The sequence below is a fragment of the Novosphingobium sp. BL-A-28-Hi1-0D genome (assembly GCF_055521755.1).
In genome coordinates this window covers 434923-453394 of sequence record NZ_CM145502.1, presented here as the reverse complement: position 1 = coordinate 453394, position 18472 = coordinate 434923, and the positions used below count along the sequence as shown (strand labels likewise).

The window sequence follows — 18472 nt, the reverse complement described above, 5'->3', positions numbered from 1 at the left end:
CTTGGAACTTGCCAATGGCACTGATTTGGGGTTCGTTAATTCAGTGGTCGGCCCTCCAACTGCCAGTTATGGGCAGTCAATTTAGCAACATATTTCGTGGTTGGCTTGTCGCGTACATAATGGTTCTTGGTGCAAGCGTAGTTAGGGCTCGGCGTCGGCGTGACTAGCTTCAATTTTTCGAAGTGGTGGTAAGACCCGGCAGCGACGGGACCGGCGCGGTGAAAGCCTTGCGCTATCCCGTGCTCGATTCCCTGCGCGGCCTTGCGGCGGTGGGCGTGGTGTTTCACCACATCCCCGCCGTGGCTGGCCTTTCGGCGGTGGGGTTCGACGCGAACTTCGGCCGCATGGTCGATCTGTTCTTCGTCCTTTCCGGATTCGTGATCGCCGCCTCCTATGGCGCGAAGCTCAGCGGAGGCTATTCGGTCTCGCGCTTTCTGTGGCTGCGCTGGGGCCGGGTCTGGCCACTCCACGCCGCGATGCTCACGGTCTTCGTGCTGTCGATGCTCGCGCTCGGCGTGATGCAGCCGGACCTTCGCACCCACGGCCTGCTGGCCGGGCGCAACGATCCGGCGGACCTGCCGATTGCCTACCTGCTGCTGCAGGGCGTCGTCCCTTCGCTAGGCCTTACCTGGAACCACCCGAGCTGGTCGGTCTCCGTCGAGATGCTCCTCTATATCGTCGCTGCGACTGGCTGGCGGACCTTGGGTGCGCGGGCCTGGATGCCGTGGCTGGCGCTCGCCATCGCCGTTCTGGTCTTCATGGCGTTCGGCCCGGGTTTCGACAGCCTCGCCTCGAACATCGCGCGGGGCCTTGCAGGCTTCGGCCTTGGCCTGTTCCTGCATCGCGCGCTGGAGCGCAGCAGTCCTCCTGCACTGGGCACCGGCATCGCCACGGTGCTGGAGCTTGCCGCCTTCGCCGCGCTTGGTACCGTGCTGTGGAGCAGTGGCAGCATTCCTGCCTTCGATCTTGCCGCCACCGCCGTCGTCGCGCTGGCGGCACTCCAGCAGGGCCTTGTCTCGCGCGTGCTGACCGCCGCACCGTTCCAGTGGCTCGGCACGATGTCCTATGCGCTCTACATGGTTCATGTCTTCGTGATCGGCCGCGTGTTCGATCTGCTGGCGGTGATCCAGCCGCGCTTCGGACTGATGATTGCCGATACCACCATCGGCGGCGAGGACGCGCTGGTCGGGCCGGACTGGCAGGCCGACATGGTCAAGCTTGGCGTGATCGCGCTGTGCCTTGTCGTCGCCGTGCCCTTTGCAAGGCTGATCGAGCAGCCCGCGCGCCGTTGGTCACGCCGCGTGGCCGGGCAACAAGCACCGAATACAGCGAACTGACCCCTTTCCAACCCATCCCTCACACCTTATCGGGCGGATCATGAGCGAATATCGTATCCAGGGCGCAACCGGCGAATGGGAGGTCGTGATCGGCCTCGAAGTCCACGCGCAGGTCACTTCCAACGCCAAGCTGTTTTCGGGCGCGGCCACCGCGTTCGGCGCTGAGCCCAACACGCAGGTCAGCCTCGTCGATGCGGCGATGCCGGGGATGCTGCCGGTGCCGAACATGGAGTGCATCCGCCAGGCGGTGCGCACCGGCATGGCGGTGGGCGCGCAGATCAACAAGTGGTCGCGGTTCGATCGCAAGAACTATTTCTATGCCGATTTGCCGCAGGGCTACCAGATCAGCCAGCTCTATCACCCCATCGTGGGCGAGGGTTCGATCGAGATCCAGCTTGACGACAAGAACCCCGAAAGCCTCAAGACCATCGGGATCGAGCGCATCCACGTCGAGCAGGACGCCGGCAAGCTGATGCACGATCAGCACCCGACGATGTCCTATGTCGACCTGAACCGCTCGGGCGTGGCGCTGATGGAAATCGTCAGCCGCCCGGATATGCGCTCTCCGGCAGAAGCCGGGGCCTACCTGTCGAAGCTGCGGACGATCCTGCGCTATGTCGGCTCGTGCGATGGCAACATGGACCAGGGCTCGATGCGCGCCGACGTCAACGTTTCGGTCCGCCGCCCCGGTGAGCCGTTCGGTACTCGTACCGAGACCAAGAACGTCAACTCGGTCCGGTTCGTGATGGCCGTGGTCGAGCAGGAAGCCAAGCGCCAGGTCGCCCTGATCGAGGACGGCGGCACGGTGGTACAGGAAACGCGCCTTTACGATCCCGATCGCAACGAGACCCGCTCGATGCGCTCGAAGGAAGACGCGCACGATTACCGCTACTTCCCCGATCCCGACCTGCTGCCGCTCGAACTCGACGACGCTTTCCTCGATGAATGCCGTGCGAGCCTGCCCGAACTGCCCGACGCCAAGCGCCACCGCTACGAGACCGCGCTCGGCCTCTCGGCCTACAACGCAGGCGTGCTGACGGCGGACGTCGAAACCGCGCGCTGGTTCGAAGTGCTGCTGGCCGAAACCGCCGCCAAGGCGAAGAAGAGCGAGGCCGATGTCGCCAAGCAGGCGGCCAACTGGCTGATTTCCGAACTGTTCGGCGCGCTCAACAAGCTCGGCGCGAACCTTGAAACCTCGCCCGTCACCCCGGCAGCAGGCGCCGAACTCCTCGCCCTCATCGCCGACGGCACGATCTCCGGCTCCATCGCCAAGCAGGTGCTGGAAAAGATGCTCGAAACCGGCGACGGCGCCGCCGCAATCGTTGAGCGCGAAGGCCTGAAGCAGACCTCCGACACCGGCGCCATCGAAGCCGCCATCGACACCATCCTCGCCGCCAACGCCGACAAGGTCGAGCAGTACAAAGCCGGCAAGGAAGCCCTGTTCGGCTTCTTCGTCGGTCAGACGATGAAGGCCATGCAGGGCAAGGCCAACCCGGGTGTGGTCAACGAACTGCTGAAGAAGAAACTCGTCTGAACTGGGTCGGCAGCCCCGCTCAGGGGCTGCCGACCAATGTCCGGCTCAGTACCGAGCACGCATGTCGACCGGGATGATCGGACTTGCATCCTTTGGCGCGCTTTCGGGCCATTCGATCTCCATGGTTTTTGTCGCCGGGTCGGCCGACTTGATCTTGAAGCGAATTCCGTAGATCTGCTGTTCCCAACCGAGATCGCGGTCAATGCGATACTCGCTGGTCTTTTCTGCGAAGAACGGTCCGTCTCTGACAGCGTCGAAGAAGGTCTCCTTGCCATCCTGAAGTAGGGCAAGGCGGAGCCAGATGCGCTTCTTGGTAATGACCCCGCCGGTGAGTGTGACGTAATCATTGGCGCCAACCGGGGCCAAACTCTGACGGGCATAGGGAACCGGCGCGATATCGGCGCCATCCGTAAGGTCGCCCGGCCCTTCGCCTACCATGAAGGTATGGTCGAATTTGCCGTCCCCGTCCCGGTCTTCGAGGCATTTCTGGCTATCCTTGAAGCTGTTCTCGATCTTGCTCATCAGGATGCCGACAAGGTTGCCGCCCAGCAGACTTCCCTTGACCTTTTGCTTGACGCGGCTGGGTGTGCAATAAGCGACTCTCTCGGCGCGAGTACCCGCACCTTTAACCAGAAGAACTTCAGGCAGCGTTGTGCCGGATGGCAAACTCTCGACCTCCTTGCCGAAGGTCAGGGAGACCGGATCCGCGATGGTGGCGGAATTTACCCACAACATGGGCAGGCGCAGTATCTCACGATCAGGGCCTGAGTAAGAAACGATTCCGCGTGGACCGGAATTTGCCAAAAAGATCTTGGGGGACTGCTCCCACTTCACGTTTTGTGCGCAGGCTATTTGTGTAGAAAGCGCAAGGAAAGCGGCGAAGACAAGTATTCGCTTCATGAAAGACCCCCGGAGTTAGCTGCAACCAGCATAACCGAGGGTATTCTAATGTCTATCCGACTGTGTGCCGCAAGGGAGACAGGACAGGCACCTGCCTCCCTTTTCGCATTTGCCGAGATATCACCCCCGCTTCCCCTCCATCGGGAACGTGCCGAACATGCCTGCCGTCACCTTGCCGTCGAGCTTGTCGCCGTCGACGGTCGCCGTGCAATCGAGCGTCATCGGCATCGGCACGGTCATCTTCATCTGCCATGTCAGGGTATTGCCATCGACCTTGCCGTTCTCGACATCCATCGAGCCCATCTGGCCTGAGTTGGTTCCGGTGAAGCTGTCGCCGTCGACATTGACGGTGAAGGTGCTGGTCTGGTCGCCCATGGGGGTACGCGTCACGCAATTGTAGGTGCCGGCAACGGACATCGGTGCTCTCCCGTTCTGGTGTGCTGATTGGGAGTTTATCTACAAACGTGTCAATAGCAAGGCGGCCGCCGTTACGAAGCGTTGCACCGGCTCGCAGCACGAAAAAGGGGGCGCGCTTGTGGCACGCCCCCCTAGCCATTGCTGCTGCAGCCTTACTTCGGCGCGGCCATTTCCTCGATCGGCAGGCCGAACTTTTCGAGCTGCGGCTTCACCTTGGCCGCATCGCCGACGACGACCCAGACCATGCCGTCGCTGTTGATCTTCGAACGGAACGCCTTGTCCACATCCGCCGCAGTCATCTTGCCGTAACGGGCGGAGAGCGTTTCGTAGTAGTCGTCCGGGCGCTTGTAGTTGACGATCTTGGCGAGGCCATCGAGCACGGCGGCGCTGGTCTCGAAGGCGCCAGGCAGTTCGCGCGCGCTGCCCTTGGTCGACCAGTCGAGCTCTTCGGCGGTGACGCCCTTGGTCGTGACGTACTCGTCGATTTCGCGCTTGATCTCGACAAGCGAGTCCCCGGTACGGTCGGTCTGGACCGGCGCGATCACCTGGAAGCGGACCTTGTCGAGCGGTTCGCTGACGCCGTTGTAGGCACCATAGGTCCAGCCCTTGGCCTCGCGCAGGTTCATGTTGATGCGGCCGAGGAAGTTGCCACCGAGGATATCGTTAGCAACGCCAAGCGCCACGCTGTCATCGGTGCCCTTTGCGTCGATCACCTTGCCGGCCATGATGAATGACTGCGGCGAGCCGGGGCGGTCGACGAGGATCACGCGAGCCTTCTGGGCCGGGACCGCGACGGAGAAATCCTTCACCGGCCGCGCCATGCGGTTCGAGGGCCAGTTGCCGAAGCTGTCGTCGAGCATCTTCACGACCGCGTCGAGCGTGGTGTCACCCACCACGAAGATGCGCGCGGTGTCCGGGCGGAACCAGCGGGCGTGGAAGGCGAGCAGGTCCTCGCGCGTCAGCTTCTTCACCACTTCTGCATCGCCGAGGCCGCTCGACGGGAAGGCATAGGGGTGGCTGCCGTAGAGCGTGGGCACGAGCACGCGGGCGGCGAGCGCCTGCGGGTTCTTCATCTCGGCTGAGATCGCGGTCAGCTGCTGGGTGCGCACGCGCTCGATATCTGCGGGGTTGAGCGCGGGGCGGCGAACCACGTCTGCCAGCAGGCCGAGCGAAGCGCCGAGGTTGGGCGAGAGCGCATCGACCTGGAACGAGGTCAGGTCGCTTGTCGCCGAGAGCGAGATGTTGGCACCGAGGCGTTCGCGTTCGCGGGCAAAGTCCGAGCCGGAGAGCTTGTCGGTGCCTTCGTCCATCAGGCTGAGCAACAGCGACTCGGTTCCGAGCGCCGACTTGGGATCGGCGGCATAGCCCGCATCGAAGCTGACGCGGACCGAAACGGTCGGCACTTCCGAGCGCTTGGCGAAATAGACCGGAATGCCGTTCTTGAGCGTGGCGCGCTGAATTGATGGGAAGTCGAGCGGGGCCAGCTGGCCGACAGCGGGGAGCTTCGAGCGGTCAGCGCCCGAGACCTGCGAGACCGGCGCACCCTTGGCGGGCATGTCGGGATCGCGGAAGTAGGCCGGGCGCATGCCGGTGGCTTCGTCGGTGTAGAACCCGCCGCGCGCCTCGCCGCCTTCTGTGCGTTGGCCGGGTTCGACCGCAAGTGCGAAGGCGGGGCGGGTTAGCCACTTGCCCAGCGCGGCCTTGACCTCGGCCGGGGTCATCTTGGCGGTGCGGTCAAGCGCCTCGCGGTAGTGGTTCGGGGTGCCGCTGTAGAGCAGGCCCTCGGCCAGCGTTGGCGCCTTGCCCGAGAAGCCGCCGGTGCGCTCGAGCCCGCGGATCTGATTGGCTGTGGCAGAGGTTGCAGCGCGCAACAGTTCGTCCTGCGTCGGGCCTTCCTTGATGAACCTGGCGATCTCAGCGTCCAGCGCGGCGGCGACCTTTGCGGGGTCCTGCCCCGGCGTGACATCGGCCTTGATCACGAACTGCGCGGCCTGCGCGAAGATCTCGGCATCGGCGGAAACCGAGACTGCAACCTTCTGCTGGCGCACCAGCGCATCGTCGAGGCGCGAAGAGGACAGGCCTCCAAGCACGGAAGCGGCAAGATCGAGCGGCAGGTAATCGGGATTGTCGAGACCCGGCACCGCCCACATGCGGTAGATTCGCGTGGTCGCAACCTGGTCCTTGATCGTCTTCGAAACGGTGGCGGGCAAGGTCGGCACCGGCGCACTGACCGGCTTGACCTGCGGACCCGGCTTGATGTCGCCGAACCACTTGCCGACCTTTTCCTTCGCGGTCGCCGCGTCGATGTCACCCGACAGGACCAGTACCGCGTTGTTGGGGCCGTAGTGATCGGTGAACCAGCCCTTCACGTCATCAAGGCTGGCCGAATCGAGGTCGGCCATCGAGCCGATGGTCGAGTGGTGGTAGGGGTGGCCCGAGGGATAGAGGTTTTCGAGCTGCTCGTACTCGACGATGCCGAAGGGGTTGTTGTCGCCCTGGCGCTTCTCGTTCTGGACAACGGCGCGCTGGTTATCGAGTACCTTCTGGGTGACCGCGCCAAGCAGGTGGCCCATGCGGTCCGATTCCATCATCAGCACCATGTCGAGCGCGGCGGTGGGCACGGTCTCGAAGTAGTTGGTGCGATCGAACCAGGTGGTGCCGTTCACGTCGGTCGCGCCGACCTGCTGCAACGGGGTGAAGAAATCGCCCGGCACGTTCTCGGTGCCGTTGAACATCAGGTGTTCGAACAGGTGGGCAAAGCCGGTCTTGCCCTTGGGCTCATTCTTCGACCCCACGCCATACCAGACCGAGACTGCGACCACCGGAGCCTTGCGGTCGGTGTTGACCAGCACGGTCAGGCCGTTGTCGAGCTTGAAGCTCTCGTAGGGAATCTGGACCTTGGCGACGAGGTCGGACAGCGGAGCCGGTTTCATGTCCTGCGCGAAAGCGGGGGCGGCAAGGGCAGTGGAGGCCGCAAGAGCGAGCAGGCTGGCAGAAAGTTTGTGCTGCATGGGTGTCCTGTGAAAGTGGCAGCGGCCTTGGGCAAGCTGCTCTGAAGTTGCGACGTCGAAGATCAGGTCGTGCCTGAATGAAAGCTGGGCCGACCTGTCCAGAATTGGTTTGATCGGAAACTTTCTAGTGCCCATGATCGCGCGCGCAAGTGGGGCGTGTCCAATGGGCAGGTGCCACTCGATCCCTTTCGACGAACGACAAAGAGAGACCGATGAACGTCAAGCTGCTCCTTTCCGCCATGCTGCTCGCCTCGACTGCCGTCCCCGCGCTGGCCGAGGAGCCGGTTTTCGATTCCCTGGCGGTGCGGGCGCATGTCACGTTTCTTGCCGACGATCTGCTGGAAGGTCGCGATACCGGGTCGAAGGGCTATGACATCGCGGCGAACTATGTCGCTGCGCAGTTCATCGCGATGGGCCTCAAGCCTGCTGGGCCAGACGGTTCATTTTTCCAGAAACTGACCGTGCGCGAGGCGCGACTTGACGGCGCGCCCAAGCTCACGCTGACCTATGGCGGCAAGGAGACTGTCCTTTCGGACACTGCACAGGTGCTGGTACGGCCAAGCCTGACCGACGCCAAGGTGGCGTTCGAAGCCCCGCTGGTCTTCGCAGGCTTTGGCTTCGACCGGCCTGACCTCGGCTTCGACGATTACAAGGGCCTCGACATGAAGGGCAAGATCGTCGTCGTGCTGACCGGCTTTCCCAAGGGCACGCCGAGCGAGCTTGGCGCGCATCTCAATTCCGACAAGGCGATGATGGCGATGAAGCGCGGGGCGATCGGCGTGCTCAGCGTACCGACGATCGAGGACACCGCCCGCCGCCCCTGGGACAAGCGCGTGGCGATCTCTGACGGTCCGGCCAAGGGCTGGGTCGGCGGCGACGGCAAGGCCTTCACCCGCACGCCCGGGATCAAGGGTGGCGCGACGCTCAACCCGGATGCCGCAGCGCCCCTGTTCGCCGCTGCGGGCAAGCCGCTGGCCAAAATCCTTGCCGAAGCCAACAAGACTGGCGGCAAGCCAAAGGGCTTTGCCATGAAGGCCCGCGCCAGCCTGTCCTATGCGCAGACTTGGAAGGACGTGGTGAGCGAGAACGTGGTTGCCATGTTGCCGGGGAGCGACCCTGCGGTTGCAGGCGAGTTCATCGGCATGACCGCGCACGTCGATCACATAGGTGTACATGGGAAAGGCGAGGACACCCTGCACAACGGCGCGATGGACAATGCCTCGGGCGTGGCGACGATGCTGGAGGTCGCCAAGGCCGTTGCCAAGGAAAAGCCCCGCCGCTCGGTGATGTTCGCCGCGCTGACCGGCGAGGAAGGCGGGCTGATCGGCTCGGACTATCTGGCGCGCAATCCTGTCGTGAAAGGTGAGGTCGTCGGCCTCGTCAACTTCGACATGCCGGTGCTGACCTACATGTTTTCCGACGTCGTGGCGTTCGGGGCGGAGAACTCGACGATGGGCAAAGTCGTGGCAGATGCTGCGACCAAGGCCGGGATCAAGCTCTCGCCCGATCCGATGCCGGAAGAAGGGCTGTTCACGCGCTCCGACCACTACCGCTTCGTCCAGCAGGGCGTGCCCGCCGTGTTCATGATGACGGGCTTCGAAGGGCCGGGGGAGAAGGCGTTCCGCGGCTTCCTCAAGGACCACTACCACCAGCCGAGCGACGACCTGAAGCTCCCGTTCAACTGGGATGCGGGCGCGCTTTTCGCCAAGGTCAACTACTACACCGTGATGGGCCTCGCCAACGGGGCCGAGCGTCCCAAGTGGTACGCAAGCAGCTTCTTCGGCAAGGAATTCGCGCCCAAAGCTGCGAAGGCGGCTGATCCGGTGAAGTGACGTCGCGCGGGGTGCCCACCCCGCTGCGACTAGGTTCGCTACGTTCTCCAAGTCTCGCGGCCCTCCCGTTCATCCTGAGCCTGTCGAAGGGGGGAGGGCAGGACCAGTGCTCTCAACTCCCCTCCCGCAGGCGGGAGGGGGCGGGGGTGGGCATGGTTGCCGCACATTGTTCCCGATCAAGGACTGACCCCCATCGAGGGGTGTAGGTTTTTCGTCGGCGCAGCCCTTGTGTTGCGCAAAAGCCACACCATGTTCTGCGCAACAGGAGGATGTTCAACACCATGAACCTCGAAAAATTCACCGACCGCGCCAAGGGCTTCCTGCAAGCCGCGCAGACCGTTGCCATCCGTATGAACCATCAGCGGATCACGCCGGACCACATCTTGAAGGCCTTGCTGGAAGACAGCGAGGGCATGGCCAGCGGGCTGATCCAGCGCGCGGGCGGCAATGCCGCATTGGCGCAGACCGAAGTCGACAAGGCGCTGGCGAAGATTGCTGCCGTCTCGGGTTCGGGCGCGCAGGCAACGCCGGGGCTGGACAACGATGCCGTGCGCGTGCTCGATTCCGCCGAGCAAGGCCTCAGATTTAAGGACATTCTGAGGACGAAGGTTGTTGGTGACGAGCTTCACACCGTTAAGTCTTTGGAAGGTGACAGCTACGTCACGGTTGAGCGCATCTTGACCGCCCTTGCCGTTTCTCAAACTTCTGCAGGCGAAGCTCTGAGACTGGCTGGGGTGACTCCTCAGGCGCTGAACGCTGCCATAGAGCAGTTGCGCGGCGGCCGGACGGCCGACAGCGCCAGCGCCGAGAACGCCTATGACGCGATGCGCAAGTATGCCCGCGACCTGACCGAGGCTGCGCGCGAAGGCAAGCTCGACCCTGTCATCGGCCGTGACGAGGAAATCCGCCGCACCGTGCAGATCCTCGCCCGCCGCACCAAGAACAACCCGGCGCTGATCGGCGAGCCGGGCGTGGGCAAGACCGCGATTGCCGAGGGCCTGGCCCTGCGCATCGCCAATGGCGACGTGCCGGATTCCTTGAAGGACCGCCGGTTGATGGCGCTCGACATGGGCAGCCTGATCGCGGGCGCGAAGTATCGCGGCGAGTTCGAGGAGCGGCTCAAGGCTGTGCTCGACGAGGTCAAGGGCGCCGAGGGCGAGATCATCCTGTTCATCGACGAGATGCACACCCTGATCGGGGCGGGCAAGGGCGAGGGCGCAATGGACGCGTCCAACCTCCTCAAGCCCGCGCTCGCCCGCGGCGAACTGCACTGCATCGGCGCGACGACGCTCGACGAATACCAGAAGTACGTCGAGAAGGACCCCGCGCTGCAGCGGCGGTTCCAGCCGGTGTTCGTGGGCGAGCCTACGGTCGAGGACACCATCTCGATACTGCGCGGGATCAAGGACAAGTACGAGCTGCACCACGGCGTTCGCATTGCCGACAATGCGATCGTCGCGGCAGCAACGCTGTCCAACCGCTACATCTCCGACCGCTTCCTGCCCGACAAGGCCATCGACCTGATGGACGAGGCCGCGAGCCGCATCCGCATGGAAGTGGAAAGCAAGCCCGAGGAGATCGAGAAGCTCGACCGGCGCATCATCCAGATGAAGATCGAGGAGATGGCGCTTTCGAAGGAGACCGATCAGGCCTCCAAGGATCGCCTTGCAACTCTGCGCGAAGAGCTGGCGAACCACGAGCAGCAATCGGCCGAACTGACCACGCGCTGGCAGAACGAACGCGACAAGATCGCCGCCGAAGGCAAGATTAAGGAAGCGCTCGATGCTGCGCGCAGCGAACTCGATGTGGCGCAGCGCAACGGTGACCTGGCGAAGGCCGGGGAGCTTGCCTATGGCCGCATTCCCGAGCTTGAGAAGCAGCTGGCCGAGGCGCTGGGCGTTTCGCAGAACGCGATGCTGCGCGAGGAAGTGACCGCAGATGATATCGCCGCCGTCGTCAGCAAGTGGACCGGCGTGCCCGTCGACCGCATGATGGAAGGCGAGCGCGAGAAGCTGCTCAAGATGGAAGAGGTCATCGGCAAGCGCGTGATCGGGCAGAAGGACGCGGTGTTGGCAGTGTCCAAGGCCGTCCGCCGTGCGCGGGCCGGCTTGCAGGACCCGAACCGTCCGCTCGGCAGCTTCCTGTTCCTCGGCCCCACGGGCGTCGGCAAGACCGAGCTGACCAAGGCGCTCGCCGGATTCCTGTTCGATGACGACAGCGCGATGGTGCGCATCGACATGAGCGAGTTCATGGAGAAGCACTCCGTCAGCCGCCTGATCGGCGCGCCTCCGGGCTATGTCGGCTATGACGAAGGCGGTGTGCTGACCGAAGCGGTCCGCAGGCGGCCCTATCAGGTCGTGCTGTTCGACGAGGTCGAGAAGGCCCACGGCGACGTGTTCAACGTGCTGCTGCAGGTGCTGGATGATGGCCGCCTGACCGATGGGCAGGGCCGCGTGGTGGACTTCACCAACACGCTGATCATCCTGACCAGCAACCTCGGCAGCCAGTACCTCGCCAATCTGGAAGAGGGACAGGACGTCGCCTCGGTCGAGCCGCAGGTGATGGATATCGTGCGCGGCCACTTCCGGCCAGAGTTCCTCAACCGTCTGGACGAGATCATCCTGTTCCACCGGCTGGGCCAGGAGCATATGGCGCCGATCGTGGATATCCAGGTCGGCCGGGTGGCCAAGCTGCTCAAGGATCGCAAGATCGTGCTCGACCTGACCGACGCGGCGAAACGTTGGCTCGGGCGGGTGGGCTACGACCCGGTCTATGGCGCGCGTCCATTGAAGCGGGCGGTGCAGCGCTACCTCCAGGACCCGCTGGCCGAGAAGCTGCTCGGCGGCGAGGTGCCGGATGGCTCGACCGTGCGGATCGACGAAGGCGACGGGGCCCTGAGTTTCATCGTCGAATAACGCGCTTCGTCGTGGAGTGATCAAGGAAGGGGCTGCTCCGGCAGCCCCTTTTCTGTTGAGGTTTGCGTCGGGGTGACGCGATTGACTTCACTGCGTTCAGCAAGTCTCGCGGCCCTCCCTGAGCATGTCGAAGGGGGAGGGCTGGTTATAGCGCTGCCGTTTCATCCCCCCTCCCGCAGGCGGGAGGGGCTGGGGGTGGGCATCGCGGACACGCGATACGGATAGCCATCCGCTTGCGAACGCGGATCGTAACGCCGATCGGAAAGTCACATATCGCGCGACCGGTACGGTTCCGCATCCGCAGCGTCGCTCAAAGGTTTTGCGCCGTGCTTTGCGGCATCATGTGCGCCTTTTGCACATTGTTCTACTTTGAAGAAACACCAAAAAATCGATAAGCAGGACGAATCTATTGTGGCACTTGCCTCGATGCGACTTGGTATTTACTGATCTGCTTGGATGTTGTGTTGACAATATCCGTGGGGGCCAATCGGTACAATGCAGACTGACCGGGACGAGTACGTCGGCGATTTCGAGTTCGACGGCAATTGGCGCGAGTTTGCCGCGATCGCCTTGCCCAACCTGATCCTGACGATTGCCACACTTGGCATCTACAGGTTTTGGGCCACCACCAGGGTTCGCCGCTATCTCTGGTCACGAACGGTGTTCATGGGAGACCGGCTGGAATGGTCCGGGACCGGTCTGGAACTGTTCCGCAGTGCCATGGTGGCGCTCGTGCTGGTGCTGGTGCCGCTTGGACTGGCAAACCTGATCATCCGCCAGTTGCTTGTTCACGGATATACCGTTTTCGGACAAGTGTTGTCCGTACTGGTCCTGACCGGGTTTTACATCCTCACCGGCATCGCCGTGTTTCGCGGCTTGCGCTACCGTCTGTCGCGCACGAGCTGGAGGGGCATCCGTGGCGGCAGCCACGATCAGGGCATCGGGTTCGGCCTTGCTTATGCATGGAAGAATTTCGTCGGCATGCTTCCGCTTGGGGCACTGATGCCTTGGGCCATGGTCAGCCTGTGGAACCAGCGCTGGAACGCCATGAGCTTCGGTCCCTGGACCTTTGCTGCGCGTGGCCGGGTGCGCGGGCTCAAGCTCCCGTTTCTGTGGTGTTATGTGGCACCGATTGTCGCGATCGGTCTCATCGCGCTGATCATCTGGTCGGGCATGATTGTCACCTTCTTCGGGATCGAGCCCCGCACGCCGGTCGAGTGGGTGCTGATCCGGTTGCCGGCCGTTTTCGGCTTCATCTTCCTCTATTCGTTGATCATGCTGGCCTACTACGCCAGCTTCTTCAGGCAGATGGTCCGCAGTAACTCGCTGGGTGACATCAATTTCGGTTTCAACGCGGACGCCACCGACTGGATGGAGCTTTACATCGTCGACTTTCTGCTTGTCGTGTTCACCTTGGGGCTGGGTTCGGTGTTCCTCAGCTACCGGCACTGGAGATTCTATCTGCGCAATCTGCAGACCGATGGGCGGATAAACTTCGAGGCTGTCACGCAGTCCGACACGCCCGCGCCGGGACGAGGCGAAGGTCTTCTCGATGTGTTCGATATGGGGGCACTGTGATGAGCGATCTGCCTGTGATCGAAGACGCCGTCCAAGCAGACCTGAACGATGGCGTGACCGCGATGCGCCACCCGGTGCGGGTGACCTGGGGGACAGCTGGGCTGTCCGTTGCGGGAGACGAGATTGCCGAGACCATCGCCTGGAGTGGACTGACCTGGATCGATCTGCTGCCCGAGGCGATCCTGCTTGGGCGCACTGACGAGCCGGGTTGGCGGTTGCGGCTTGACCGCGATGCGCCCGCGGATCTGGTAGCGCGGTTGCCGCAGCGGCCACGGTTCGGCCGCTGGATTGACCGGTTCGGCTTTGGCAAATCGCTGGTCTGCTTTGCCGCTGTCAGCAGCATGGTGGCCTTTGTCGCTATCAACACGCCAAGCTGGCTCGGTCGCCGGGTCCCCATTTCGTGGGAAGCCGGGATGAGTGATGACAATCTGGAAGATCTCTCTGCAAACACCTGCCACACGCCTGCAAGCGATGCGGCTCTGGCCAAGCTCTCGGCCATGCTGGACTACCAGAACAAGGACGGCAGCCTGCCGCCTGTCCGGGTGGAGATCATCAAGCTCGATATGATCAATGCCGTCGCGCTGCCCGGGGGGCGGGTGCTGGTGTTCGACGGGCTGCTCAAGCATATCGATTCTCCCGACACGCTGGCGGGCGTGATCGGCCATGAAATCGGCCATGTGCGCGAACGCCATGTCATGCAGGCTATGCTTCGCGAGTTCGGCATCTCGATGGTGTTGAGCGGCTTCAAGTCTGGCGTGACCAACACGCTGGGACGGATGACGTCGCTGAGCTATTCGCGCGAAGCCGAATCCGAAGCCGATGTCTGGGCACGGGCGAGTTTGGCGCAAGCCAATGTCTCACCAGTGCCGACCGCAGGTTTCTTCACGGGGCCGGTCGATCAGCCTCCTGCCGCGCAATATGCCATGGCCGCTTATCTTAACAGCCATCCGGACCCGGCAAGCCGTGCAGAAGCGTTCGGGGCCGCCTTCCGCCGCGACAGGACCTATCGTCCGGCGCTTGGCAAAGCGCAGTTCGCCGCGATTCAAACGGCCTGCGAGGATGACAGCAAGGTGAAGCCGCTCTTGCCGGGGCAGTTTTAACGCGCTGTGTTTGCGCTTTGGCTGGCGCGCGGTAGTCTCCGCCCATGCTGCGCCATCTCCTCCCCCTCGTCGCCCTGATTCCGGCCACCGCTCAAGCCGAGACGCTCTACGTTCGCGCCGGTCGGCTGGTCGATCCTGAGGCGGGGCGGGTGCTGACGGGGCAACTGCTCAAGGTCGAGGATGGGCGGGTGGTTTCAGTGCAGGCCGATGGGTCTTTGCCAAGCGGGGCGAAAGTGGTCGACTGGTCCGGGTTTACCGTGCTGCCCGGCCTGATCGACTGCCACGTCCATCTCGCCGACGTCGAACAATCGAACAACGTCGCCGAGCCGCTGCTGCATTCGGCGATGGAGATCGGATTCATCGGCGCGCGCAACGCGAAGAAGACGCTGCTGGCGGGGTTTACGTCGGTGCATGATGTCGGCTCGTTCCGCGCCTATGCCGATGTGGAACTGCGCAACGCGATCAATCGCGGCGATGTCCCCGGGCCTCGGGTGAGCGCCGTGGGAGCTTACGTGACGATCCCCGGCGGCGGCGGCGAGGTGACCGGGTTCTCGCCCGACGTGACCGTTCCGGCGGACATGCGTGCGGGCGTGGTGACGGATGCTGCCGATACCACGCGCAAGGTCAACGCGCTGTTCCAGAACGGCGCGGATTCGATCAAGCTGATCGCGACCGGCGCGGTTCTGGCGCAGGGGACCGAGCCCGGTCAGATCGAGCTTTCGGCTGAGATGATGAAAGCTGCAGTGGACGTCGCCCGCCAGCGCGGATCATGGGTTACGGCCCATGCCCACGGCGCGGCTGGGATCAAGCTCGCGATCCAGTCGGGCGTGAAGGCGATCGAGCACGCCAGCCTGATCGATGACGAGGGGATTGATCTGGCCAAGGCCAAGGGTGTGTGGCTCGACATGGATATCTACAACGGGGACTTCATCGCTGAAGTCGGCAAGCGCGACGGCTGGCCCGCCGACATGCTGCGCAAGAATGACGAAACCACCGAGGCCCAGCGCATCGGCTTTCGCAAGGCCGTGAAGGCGGGGGTGAGGCTGAGCTACGGGACCGATGCCGGGGTGTTCCCCCACGGGCTGAACGCGCGGCAGTTCAAGTACTTGGTGCGCTACGGCATGACGCCAATGCAGGCGATCCAGTCTGCGACGACGGTGGCGGCGGACCTGCTCGGGTGGAGCAAGGATGTTGGCGCACTGTCTCCGGGGCACTACGCTGACATGATCGCGGTGGCGGGCGATCCGGTGGCTGACGTCTCCGTGCTGGAGAGCGTGGCGCATGTGATGAAGGGCGGCGAGATAGTAAAGTAGGCCTTCGCGACCGATTGAAAAAGGGGGCGGTCCTGGCTGGGACCGCCCCGACGTTTGCCGGCAGGGATGGACCGGCAAGGTTGTCTGCCGCCCTGAGGGGAGCGGAGCGGCAGGCGAGGGAATCAGGGCATCAGCGCAGCGCCGAGATCACAGGAGCTTCCAGGTGACGGGCACGATGATCGCGGCGGGGCCACCGGGCGGGGGCGGGACGCTGCCCGCGCGGGTCGGCATGGCAAGCGCTTCCTTGTCGAGCGTGGCCGAGCCGGAGGGGGCGACGAGCTCGGTGCGTTCGACCGCGCCGCTCGCCCCGATGTAGACCTTCACGCGGGCCGTGCCTTCCTCGCCGCGCATCTGGGCGGTGCGGGGGTAGGTCTGCTTCGAAGCGATGATGCGAGCGACCTGCTTCTGCCATTCGGCCGATTGGGCCACGGCGGGAATGGAAGCGCTGGCAGTAGCGAAGGCCGCGAGGCCGAGGGCAATCCTTTCGATCAGTTTCATGGGGCATGTCCTTTGTCTGGCGTTTTTCGGTGGGTCTTGAACTTGGAGGCGGGATCAGAACTCCGACCAGTCGTCGACTTCGGCCTTGAGCGCGGTGTTGCCGCGGACTGGGGCAGAGGAGGCGGCTGGGCGCGACGATGGCGAGCGTTCCTGGGTTGGAGCAGGTGCAGTCCGGGGCGTGATTGCGACCGGTATGCCGGCAGGCGCAGCACGCCAGGCGCCTGCAGAACTGAGGCTGAAACGGCCTAGCTGGTCGACGAGGCTGAGCGTTTCGGCGGCGAGGTTGCGCGTGCCGGCCGAGCTTTCCTCGACCATCGCCGCGTTCTGCTGGGTGAAGCTGTCCATCGAGCCGACCATGTTCGAGATGTCGGCAATGCCGGCGGCCTGCTGGCTGGCGGCCTCGGCAATCTCGTTGACCAGTTCGGACACGGCGCTGACTTCGGTGACGATCTGGCGCAGCGCCTCGCCGCTGGATTCGACGAGGGCGACGCCGCCGCTGACTTCCTCGGTGCTCTTGCCGATCAGGTCGCGGATCGACTTGGCGGCATCGGCCGAGCGCTGGGCCAGCGCGCGAACTTCGGTGGCGACCACGGCGAAACCCTTGCCGGCATCGCCCGCGCGGGCGGCCTCGACGCCTGCGTTCAGGGCGAGGAGGTTGGTCTGGAAGGCGATGCCGTCGATCACGCCGACGATCTCGGCCATCTCGCGCGAGCTGGTCTCGATGCTGCGCATGGCGGCGACGGCGCGGTTGGCGGTATCGCCGACGCTGTCTGCGGTGCTGCGTGCGACCGAGAGGCGGGCGCTGGTCTGCTTGGCATTCTCGGCAGTGGTCTTGACCGAGGTGGTGAACTCGCTGAGCGTGCGCGAGGTCTCGGCAAGCGAGGTGGCCTGCTGTTCGGTGCGCAGGGCAAGGTCGGTGGAGGCGCTGGCGATTTCGTCGGTGCCAAGCTTGATCGTGTTGCAGCCTTCGACGATCTTGCTCAGCACGCGTTCGAGCGAACCGACCGCCGCGTTGTAGTCGCTGTGCAGCTTGGCCAGCGCGCCCGACCCGTTCTCCTTGACACGGAATGTGAGGTTGCCTTCGGCGAGCGCGGTCAGGCCATCGCCGATGGCGTCGATGGTGACCTGAGTTTCGCGGGCGCGGGCCTGCTCGGTCTCGGTACGTGCAAGATCCGAGGCGAAGACGTCGCGGAACTTGTCCAGCGCACGGGCAAGCTGGCCGAGTTCGTCGCTGCGGGTGGTTCCGGGGACGTGGACGGCGTGGTCACCGTCGACGAGACGGGTCACCGCATCGGCCATGCTTACAACCGGCCTGGCGATCGTGCGCATCAGCCAGAACAGCAAGACCACGGCGGTCATCAGGGCAAGGCCCATTGCGGCGAAAGTGAAGTTGCGCGCAGCAGTCGCGATCTTCGCGCCCTCTTCGGCCACTGCAGCGGACGCTTTCTTGTTGGCGTCGATGGCAGTGAGGGTCGCGTCTTCTAGCGCGTAGAACAGGTCAAGGCCTTCGGCGTCATGGAGTGACTGTGCGCCTGCCCCGTCGCCTGCAAGGGCCATGGTCTGCAGCGTCTCGTCCTGCGCAAGCATGGCCGACCACGCTTGCTTGACTCCGGCGAGCGCGCTCTTCTGCTCGGGTGTGCGGGTGAGCTTCTCGAAGTCGGCAATGCTGCTGTCGATGGCGCTGCGGGCATTGCGCAGCATCTTCTGGCTGCGCGCCATGGCATCGGGCGTCGCGGCAGAGAACATCTCGTCCTGCTTGAGGCGGTATTGCGAGGTGAAGGCGTGGATATCGCCGAGCGTCTCGGAGCCGGGGATCCAGACGTCGCGCTGCTCGGCGGCTATCGCGTTGACTTCATCGATCTTGCTGATCGCGGAAAGCCCCATCGCCGCTGTCGCCGCGAGGAGCAGCGAGAAAGCGACAACGAACTTCGTCGTAATGTTGAACTTGAGCATCACAGTCCCTCAAAAGCCTGTCGGCATGGGACCGGTGTAGGGATTGATCCGGAATGTCAGGTAAGGCCGGTAGGCCGTAATGCT

At 63.8% G+C, this 18472-nt stretch carries 12 protein-coding genes; 7 read left to right on the top strand and 5 right to left on the bottom strand.

Annotation, left to right across the window (positions count from 1 at the left end):
* Window positions 1–185 precede the first annotated feature (185 nt).
* On the top strand, window positions 186–1337 hold the full coding sequence (locus tag ACZ1JW_RS02235; RefSeq protein WP_465141798.1) for an acyltransferase family protein: 1152 nt from the start codon (window positions 186–188) through the stop codon (window positions 1335–1337).
* Window positions 1338–1377: 40 nt separating this feature from the next.
* On the top strand, window positions 1378–2871 hold the full coding sequence (gatB, locus tag ACZ1JW_RS02230) for an Asp-tRNA(Asn)/Glu-tRNA(Gln) amidotransferase subunit GatB (RefSeq protein ID WP_465141797.1): 1494 nt from the start codon (window positions 1378–1380) through the stop codon (window positions 2869–2871).
* 45 nt (window positions 2872–2916) lie between these two features.
* On the opposite strand, the gene ACZ1JW_RS02225 is transcribed toward gatB, so the two are convergent.
* From ACZ1JW_RS02225 to ACZ1JW_RS02215, 3 genes are all read right to left on the bottom strand, one after another.
* Window positions 2917–3705, bottom strand: a complete 789-nt coding sequence (locus tag ACZ1JW_RS02225) for a hypothetical protein (protein ID WP_465141796.1) — start codon at window positions 3703–3705, stop codon at window positions 2917–2919.
* A gap of 186 nt (window positions 3706–3891) precedes the next feature.
* Complete coding sequence (locus ACZ1JW_RS02220) at window positions 3892–4188, bottom strand: hypothetical protein (protein ID WP_465141795.1); 297 nt, start codon at window positions 4186–4188, stop codon at window positions 3892–3894.
* Between the two features lie 152 nt (window positions 4189–4340).
* Entirely contained in the window at window positions 4341–7199 is a 2859-nt protein-coding gene (locus tag ACZ1JW_RS02215) for a M16 family metallopeptidase (RefSeq protein WP_465141794.1), read from the bottom strand.
* A gap of 212 nt (window positions 7200–7411) precedes the next feature.
* Here ACZ1JW_RS02215 and ACZ1JW_RS02210 point away from each other — a divergent pair, with 212 nt between their 5' ends.
* The 5 genes from ACZ1JW_RS02210 (at window position 7412) to ACZ1JW_RS02190 (ending at window position 15937) form a co-directional block, all read left to right on the top strand.
* Window positions 7412–9031 (top strand): M28 family metallopeptidase, encoded by a 1620-nt coding sequence (locus ACZ1JW_RS02210; RefSeq protein ID WP_465141793.1) that lies wholly within the window; start codon window positions 7412–7414, stop codon window positions 9029–9031.
* 281 nt (window positions 9032–9312) lie between these two features.
* The gene (gene clpB, locus ACZ1JW_RS02205; protein ID WP_465141792.1) at window positions 9313–11946 is read left to right on the top strand and encodes an ATP-dependent chaperone ClpB; all 2634 of its coding nucleotides are present in this window, start codon (window positions 9313–9315) and stop codon (window positions 11944–11946) included.
* A 495-nt stretch (window positions 11947–12441) separates the two neighbouring features.
* Complete coding sequence (locus ACZ1JW_RS02200; protein WP_465141791.1) at window positions 12442–13524, top strand: YjgN family protein; 1083 nt, start codon at window positions 12442–12444, stop codon at window positions 13522–13524.
* A gap of 341 nt (window positions 13525–13865) precedes the next feature.
* Window positions 13866–14624, top strand: coding sequence for a M48 family metallopeptidase (locus ACZ1JW_RS02195; RefSeq protein WP_465141790.1), 759 nt, complete (start codon window positions 13866–13868; stop codon window positions 14622–14624).
* 44 nt (window positions 14625–14668) lie between these two features.
* Window positions 14669–15937: a Xaa-Pro dipeptidase gene (locus ACZ1JW_RS02190; protein WP_465141789.1), complete on the top strand. Its 1269-nt coding sequence runs from the start codon at window positions 14669–14671 to the stop codon at window positions 15935–15937.
* Window positions 15938–16084: 147 nt separating this feature from the next.
* Here ACZ1JW_RS02190 and ACZ1JW_RS02185 read toward each other — a convergent pair whose 3' ends face one another.
* A complete protein-coding gene (locus ACZ1JW_RS02185; RefSeq protein WP_465125088.1) occupies window positions 16085–16435 on the bottom strand; it encodes a TonB family protein in 351 nt (116 codons plus the stop codon).
* Window positions 16436–16489: 54 nt separating this feature from the next.
* Entirely contained in the window at window positions 16490–18388 is a 1899-nt protein-coding gene (locus tag ACZ1JW_RS02180; RefSeq protein ID WP_465141788.1) for a methyl-accepting chemotaxis protein, read from the bottom strand.
* Window positions 18389–18472: the final 84 nt, after the last annotated feature.